Origin of the sequence: Actinomadura harenae (genome assembly GCF_003696215.1) — a bacterium.
Taxonomy (GTDB): domain Bacteria; phylum Actinomycetota; class Actinomycetes; order Streptosporangiales; family Streptosporangiaceae; genus Spirillospora; species Spirillospora harenae.
The window spans coordinates 106,640-113,674 of record NZ_RFFG01000020.1 but is presented as its reverse complement, the minus strand read 5'-3'; the positions used below and the strand labels follow the sequence as shown (position 1 = coordinate 113,674).

Annotated in this window: 8 protein-coding genes and 1 pseudogene; 3 read left to right on the top strand and 6 right to left on the bottom strand. The window is 73.5% G+C overall.

Features of this window, described 5'->3' with window-relative positions; translation table 11 throughout:
* The 4 genes and pseudogenes from EBO15_RS13975 to rimP all read right to left on the bottom strand — a co-directional run.
* On the bottom strand, positions 1-357 hold a 357-nt coding region (locus tag EBO15_RS13975; protein ID WP_199744520.1), incomplete at its 3' end, for a translation initiation factor IF-2 N-terminal domain-containing protein.
* Positions 358-466: 109 nt separating this feature from the next.
* Complete coding sequence (locus tag EBO15_RS13970) at positions 467-769, bottom strand: YlxR family protein (RefSeq protein ID WP_122194793.1); 303 nt, start codon at positions 767-769, stop codon at positions 467-469.
* A gap of 4 nt (positions 770-773) precedes the next feature.
* On the bottom strand, positions 774-1,904 hold the full coding sequence (gene nusA, locus EBO15_RS13965; protein ID WP_233616179.1) for a transcription termination factor NusA: 1,131 nt from the start codon (positions 1,902-1,904) through the stop codon (positions 774-776).
* Between the two features lie 211 nt (positions 1,905-2,115).
* Positions 2,116-2,733 (bottom strand): annotated as a pseudogene (rimP, locus tag EBO15_RS13960) (ribosome maturation factor RimP); the annotation flags it as partial.
* A gap of 182 nt (positions 2,734-2,915) precedes the next feature.
* Here rimP and EBO15_RS13955 point away from each other — a divergent pair.
* From EBO15_RS13955 to EBO15_RS13945, 3 genes are all read left to right on the top strand, one after another.
* Positions 2,916-3,530 carry a hypothetical protein gene (locus EBO15_RS13955; RefSeq protein WP_233616175.1) on the top strand — a complete coding sequence of 205 codons (615 nt, stop codon included), beginning with the start codon at positions 2,916-2,918 and terminating at the stop codon, positions 3,528-3,530.
* Entirely contained in the window at positions 3,527-4,015 is a 489-nt protein-coding gene (locus tag EBO15_RS13950; RefSeq protein ID WP_233616174.1) for a ferritin-like domain-containing protein, read from the top strand. Before EBO15_RS13955 ends, EBO15_RS13950 begins: the two co-directional genes overlap by 4 nt.
* A 99-nt stretch (positions 4,016-4,114) precedes the next feature.
* Positions 4,115-4,549, top strand: coding sequence for a hypothetical protein (locus tag EBO15_RS13945; protein WP_122194789.1), 435 nt, complete (start codon positions 4,115-4,117; stop codon positions 4,547-4,549).
* Between the two features lie 70 nt (positions 4,550-4,619).
* On the opposite strand, the gene EBO15_RS13940 is transcribed toward EBO15_RS13945, so the two are convergent.
* The gene (locus tag EBO15_RS13940; RefSeq protein ID WP_122194788.1) at positions 4,620-5,309 is read right to left on the bottom strand and encodes an HAD family hydrolase; all 690 of its coding nucleotides are present in this window, start codon (positions 5,307-5,309) and stop codon (positions 4,620-4,622) included.
* A 101-nt stretch (positions 5,310-5,410) separates the two neighbouring features.
* The gene (locus EBO15_RS13935) at positions 5,411-6,874 is read right to left on the bottom strand and encodes a hypothetical protein (RefSeq protein ID WP_147481489.1); all 1,464 of its coding nucleotides are present in this window, start codon (positions 6,872-6,874) and stop codon (positions 5,411-5,413) included.
* Positions 6,875-7,035: the final 161 nt, after the last annotated feature.

Below are 7,035 nucleotides of genomic sequence, written 5' to 3'. Positions count from 1 at the left end.
CTGCGGGCCACCCTGCGGGGCGGCCGCCGGACGCGGAGCGGGGGCCGGACGCGGGCCGGGACGCGGTCCCGGAGCGGCCGGACGGGCCTCGCCCGCCGGGGAAGGGGCGCCCGCGCCGTTGCCCGAGGGGCTCGGCTTGGGCGGGGTCGGCCGGGGAGCCTGTGGCTTCTTCCCGGCCTTGGGGCCAGACTTGCCGGACCCCTGATTGAAAGCTTCTGCGAGCCTGCGAACGACCGGCGCCTCAATCGTGGAGGACGCCGAACGTACGAACTCACCCATCTCCTGGAGCTTGGCCATGACGACCTTGCTCTCAACACCGAACTCCTTGGCGAGTTCGTAAACCCGGACCTTCGCCACTGCACTCCCTACCTCGGTCCGGGGGTGCGGCCTCCGGACCGTCGTTACCTTGCCGTACTCATCGCGGCGTGCTCATCGAGCGCTCATAGCAATCTCGACCTGCTTCCGACTAGACGTCGCTTACTGTCCGGCCATCCTGCTGCTGCGCGGCGTATGCCGCAAGTGCGGAATCCAGCCCGCTGTGATCGAGCGCTCCCTGGACGCGAAAGGCCCGGGGGAACGCCCGACGCTTGACGGCGAGCTGGAGGCACTTCGGATCGGGATGCAGGTGAGCACCCCGGCCCGGTAGCCGCCCCTGCGGGTCGAGGACGATGACATCGTCCCGGACCACCAGGCGCAACAGGTCGGATTTGGCCGTGCGAACCCGGCAGCCCACGCACGTTCGTGCGGGGACCGCCCGGTCACCACCCATCAGTCTACCGCGCCGAGGCGTCGGCGGGACCGGCGGCCGGGGCCGCAGGCGAAGAAGATCCGGTTTCGCCGGATTCTTCCTCCCGCCGAGGGGTGCCTTCCGTCCGGTTCCGGGGCCCGCCGGCCGCGCCGGTCTCGGGACGTCCGGCGGCCTGTCCCGCCGGGCCCTCGGCCCCGCCCGCCGACTCGGTGTCGGAGCGGATGTCGATCTTCCAGCCGGTCAGCCGCGCGGCCAGGCGGGCGTTCTGCCCCTCCTTGCCGATGGCCAGGGAGAGCTGGTAGTCCGGCACCACCACGCGGGCGGTGCGGGCCGCCTCGTCCACCACGGTCACACTGTTGACACGGGCGGGAGACAGGGCGTTGCCGACGAACTCGGCCGGGTCGTCCGACCAGTCGACGATGTCGATCTTCTCGCCGTGCAGCTCGGCCATCACGTTGCGGACACGGCTGCCCAGCGGGCCGATGCACGCGCCCTTGGCGTTCACGCCGGGCTTGCGCGAGCGCACCGCGATCTTGGTGCGGTGGCCGGCCTCGCGCGCGATCGCGGCGATCTCGACGGTGCCGTCGGCGATCTCCGGAACCTCCAGCGCGAACAGCTTCTTCACCAGGTTCGGGTGGGTGCGCGACAGCTGCACCGACGGGCCGCGGTGGCCCTTGCGGACCTGCACCACGTAGGCGCGCAGCCGCTCGCCGTGCTCGTACCGCTCCCCCGGGACCTGCTCCTGCGGCTGCAGGACGGCCTCGAGCTTGCCCAGGTCGACCAGCACGTTCCGCGGGTCGTTGCCCTGCTGGATGACACCGGAGACGATGTCGCCCTCGCGCTCGGCGTACTCGCCGAGGGTCAGCTCGTCCTCGGCGTCGCGCAGCTTCTGCAGGATGACCTGCTTGGCCGTCGTCGCCGCGATGCGCGAGAAGTCGTCCGGGGTGTCGTCGAACTCCCGGACGACCGCGCCCTCGTCGTCGGTCTCGGTCGCCCACACGGTGACGTGCCCGGTCGCGCGGTCGAGCTCGACGCGCGCGCGGCCGGCCGCGCTGTCACCCCGGTGATAGGCGATCAGCAGCGCGTCCTCGATCGCCTTGACGGCGACGTCCAGCGAGATGTCCTTCTCGCTCTCCAGCAGCCGCAGGGCTGTCATGTCGATGTCCACGAGGCTCCCCCCTCTATTCCGGCTCGGCCGGAGAACGTGTTTCCTCGGCCTCGCCCGCGAGGTCGTCCACGGGCTCCCCGTCGCCGTGCTCGTCCGCATCGGCGTCGATCTCGGCGTCCATGTCCAGGTCGTTCAGGTCATCCAGGTCATCGGCGGCGTCGGTGGCGTCGGTGGCGTCCTTGCCGGCGCCCGCCTTCGCGTCCTTGCCGGCGGTGTCCGCGTCGGAGCGGAACTCGACCTGGACGTGGCCCGGGCCGAGGTCGGCGTACGCGAACTCGCGCCGCACCGGCTTGACCGGACGGCCCTTGACGCTCTTGCCCTTCGTGGGCGTGACGTCGATGACGACGCCGTCCTCGTCGGCGGAGACCACGCGGCCCTCGATCTGGCCGCCCTCCCCGTCCGTCAGCGGCGCCACGACCAGCCGCCCGGCGGCGCGCCGCCAGTGCCGGGCCTCGGTGAGCGGGCGGTCGACGCCCGGCGAGGTGACCTCCAGCACGTACGGGGCGGTGCCCATCACGTCCGAGGCGTCCAGCAGCTCCGAGGCCGCCTGGCTGAGGTCGGCGACGTCGTCGAGGCTGACCCCGTCGTCGCCGTCCACGACGATCTTCACGAGCCGGCGGCGTCCGGCCGGACGCACCTCGACCGCCTCCAGGTCGAACCCGGCGGCCGCCACCTCGGGCGTGAGCAGCCGGGTCAGCTCGGCGGCCGTCTCGTCGCGGGGCCGTCTGGCCCCGGCCTGCGCGGCCGGGCCCCCGGTCGGGGCCGCCGCGTCGGCACGGCCCCGGTGAGCGCTGCCGCCACGGGACTCGACGCTCATGGGACCTCCTCCTGTTGTGCGGAATCCACCGTGTGTCCGGTGACCCCTCAAGACTATCGACAGCCGGACACCTCAGCGGCCTTTCGGACAGCTCACCGGCGTGCCGCCGGGCCGCCGCGAGCGCCGGGATGTGGGATGCTTGGCCACTCCACCCACCCTCGTGATCCGGTGAGGAGTCGCGCGTGCCCGAGGCCGCGGCAGGGAAGGGCCTGTCCACGCGTCCGGCGGGGTCGCCGGCGGCATCGGCCGCGGAACCCCCCGCGGCGTCCACGGCACCGCCTTCAGCGCCCCGGACCGCGGCTTTGCCGCGCCGCTCGGTGCTGGGCGGATCGGCCGTCCTGGCCCTGCCCGCGCTGCCGCTGCTCGGCGGCTGCAAGGCGGTCGAGCCCGCGAAGGCCGACACGTCCGCGCTGCCCGTCCTGGTGGCCGCGATCACCGCCGAGCAGGACCTGGTGGCCCGGTACGAGGCGGCGCGTTCGGCGCACGGCGACCTGGCCTGGCTGCTCGACCCCGTCCTCGCCCACCACCGTTCGCATCTGGACGTGCTGCGCCGCCACTACGTCCCGGGGTCGGGACGGCGGGCCGGCGAGGGCGGCAAGATCCCCGCGTCACCGCAGGTCAAAGCGCCTGAAGGCGGGGTGGGTGCGGTGCTCGCCGATCTCCGGCAGGCCGAGACGGGGGCCGCGGCGCGGCTCGTGGCGGCCGTCGCGAAGGCCGACGCCGGGCTGGCGCAGGTGCTCGCGAGCATCGGCGCCTGTGAGGCCGGGCACGCCGAGGCGCTGGGGAGGGCGTCGTGACCGAGGTGACACCGGTCTCGGCGCTCCAGGAGGCGCTGAAGGCCGAGCACGCCGCCGTGTACGGGTACGGGGTGCTCGGGGCCAGGCTCCGCGGGACCACCCAGGACACGGCCCGCACGATCTGGGACGACCACCGGGCGCAGCGGGACGACCTGATCTCACGGCTGGCCGCGCGGGGCGTCCGGGGCGTGGCGGCGTCGCCCGTCTACAGGATTCCGGTGCGGCCGACGTCGGGACGGACGGCGGCGCAGCTCGCGGCGGCGCTGGAGCGCGATCTCGTGACCGCGTACGCGGGGCTCGCCGGGGTGGCGGATCCGGCGCTGCGGACGGTCGCGGCGCGCGAGATGCAGCAGGCCATGACGCGTTCGGTGCGCTGGCAGGCGATGGCGGGGACGGGCCGGACGACCGGGCCGTCCAGCGCGTTCCCGGGGCTGCCGGCGGCGTCGCTGGCCCCCGCGCCCGAGCCGGGAGGCACCGGCGGCTGATCCACCGGACGGTCCTATTCTGGGAACTATGAGGCTCTGGTCCTCGTTAGTCGGATTCGCAGGGTGCTGGGGCCATCGGGGGAAGGAATCCAGACCGTCATGTCCGTGACGCATGAGAAGTCCGCGCAGGGGAAGACCGCGCGTGGGAAGTCCGCGCGGGAGACGTCCGCTTCGGCGCCGGGGGCGGCGTCCTCGCTGGACGAGCTGAAGGCGGCCTACCAGGCGCAGCTGGCGCACCTGGCGGCCGAGCGCGACGAGGCCAGGCGCCAGGCGCGCCGGGCCAAGGCCGAGGCGGACGTCGCCCGCGCGAACCTGGCCAGCCTCCGGGCGCGGGTCGACCGGCTGCTCGGGTCCGTCCGCGACCAGCTCGGCCTGCCGCTCGCGACGGGCGCCGAGCCCACGCGCAAGCCCGCGGGCAAGGCCGCGGACGCTTCGGCGAAGGCGAGCGCGGAGCCCGCGGCCACGGCGGGCAAGGCAGGCAAGGCGGGCAGGGCCGCCGCCAAGGCCGAGAAGGCGGCGCGAAGGGCCTCCTGAGGTCTGTGGGCGGAGGCCGGCCTGGGGCCCGTCCTTCCTCTGTCGGGCGGGCCGGGCGGTCGATCTTCCGTCAGGCGGACCAGCGGTCGATGTGCGGGAGCAGGTCGCCCAGGCCGCCGTGCAGGACGGCGTCCGGCTCGGTCTCCCAGGTCGGGACGGTGCTGTTCGGCATGAGGGCGGCGCGCATCCCGGCCGACTTGGCTCCGTGGATGTCGTCGAACGGGCGGTCGCCGACGAAGACGCAGGTGGACGGGTCGTCCACGTCGACGGCGGCCATCGCGGCGCGGAACGCCTCGGCGTGCGGCTTGGTCCAGGGGATCTCGCTGGAGTAGACGGCGCCGTCCAGCAGGCCGAGCACGTCGTCGCGGGCGAAGATCCGCTCGTGCCAGTCGCGCGTCCACATGGTGTTGGACAGGACGCCGACCTTGACGCCGCGGGCCCTCAGCTCGCGCAGGAGGCCGGGGGCGGCGGGGTCGATGAGGGTGTGCGGCGTCCAGAGCTCGTAGACGGCGGTGAGCAGCGCCGCGCTGGGCTCGACGCCGGCCACGGCGAACACCTCGTCCAGGGTGGCGCTGCGGTGCTCGTCCGTACCGCGCCGCCACAGTTCCAGCTCGGCGGCGTTCAGGCGCTCGGCGGCGTCCGCGGCCTCGTCCGGGGCCAGGCCGGCGGCGCAGACCTCCCGCCACATGCGGGCGATGTCGATGTCGTGCCAGGGGGTCAGCGTGCCGCCCCAGTCGAAGATCACGGCCTTGACGCTCATGTCCGGAATCGTAGCCGCGAGGGGTGACGTCCCCGGCCCGGCTCGTGAACGCGGGCCGGGGGGCGTCCCGTCTCGCGGAACGCCCCCCGGGCCAGGGTGGATCAGCGGTCGCCCTTGGGCTGCAGGCTCTTGCGGTAGGCCCAGTAGACCATCCGCTTGCCGGCGTGCTCGGTGACGCCCCAGATGCGGTCGCCGCCCGAGTAGGGGTCGAAGGCGAAGGACTCGCCGCCGATCACTCCGGGGAGCGTGTACGGGTCGCGTCCGGCGCGGTCACTGATGATCCTGCCGGGACGGGTCGCGCCGCCGCCGCTGACGGAGTAGTAGACCGAGACGCCCTGGCCGGCCTTGTAGTAGGTCGCGACGCCCTGGACGTTCGGCGTGACCGTCCCGTAGACGGCCTTGGAGGTGACCACGCCGCCGCTCGCGGCCAGGGTCCCGTTCGAGGCCAGCGGCCACCGGACCACACGGATCGGACGGTTCGAGCTCATCCCGCCGGCGAGCTTGTACTCGGTGGTCACCAGGCTCGGCGTCGTGAAGGTCGGGTCGTAGCTGACGGTGCTGAAGCAGAGCTGCTTGTTCTGCGCCGACGGCTTGACGTCCCATGCCGGGCAGCTGCCGTTCGCGGTCCGGTCGAACTGGTAGCGGCCGGTCTCGAACAGCACGTAGTGCTCACCGTGCGCGTGGAACCTCCCGTCCGAGCCGACGCCCAGACCGCCGCCGGGCGTCACCTTGTAGGTGCGGCGGAGGTCGTAGACGCGCAGGCCCGCGGCGGTGTCGGGGAGGTAGGCGTAGTTGCCGACGATGGAGAGGCCGCCCGCGTGCTGCGGGGCCTCGGCGACGCCCTGGGCGCTCATGCCCCCGGTCGCGTGGCCGAGGTCGACGCTCACGTCCTTGGCCACGATCTTGCCGGACGCGTCGCGCGTCGGCACCGCGAGCTGGACGGAGTGGTAGCCGCCCGTCTTGGACACCTCGGGCCGCTTGCCGACGGTGAGGCGGGCCATGTCGGTGACGGGGCTCTTCGCCTTCGGGTCCTTGACGTGGTACCAGCTCAGGGCGAGGCCGTCGAGCCGGCTCGTCCTGCTGGTGGCGACGCCCTGCGGGATCCAGTTGGCGGACCCCTCGTCGTTCTTGCCGGTGCGGAAGTCGGGGCACCAGGCGCCGACCTTGACCTTGGCGTTGAGCGCCGCGACGGCCGTCTGGGCGGTCTTGGAGCAGCCGCTCTTGTAGGTCAGGCGGCGCACGTCGGTGCCGTCGGCGGCGACGTCGCGGAGCGAGACGGCCTTCATGGCGGTGCGCTTGTCCGCGACAAGGCGGTCCAGCGCGGTCAGCGCGGACGCGTCGGTCGGCTTCCAGGTCAGCTTGAAGGAGACGCCGGGGAGCGTCGAGGTCTGGCCGGGCGTCGTGGAGATCGCGGCGCGCGGCACCGCGGCGACCGTGTCGTCGGCGTCGTGGGCCGCGGCGATCCCGGTGGCGACGAGACCGGTGGCCAGTGCGCCGCAGGCGACGCCGAGCACGGTCGACACGCGCCGGGAGGGCATGCGGAGGGTGGGCATGCTGGGGGGCATGGCGTCCTTCCCAGGGGGCTCGGCCCCATGGACGGAGGGAGACGGAGGGAGACGGAGGGAGACGGGGGAACGGAAAGAGATCGACGGGCGAAGATCGCAATAAAGCGTAAGGAATCCGGCAATTCCCTGCGAGGCGGACACTCAGGACCGCGGGCCCGCTG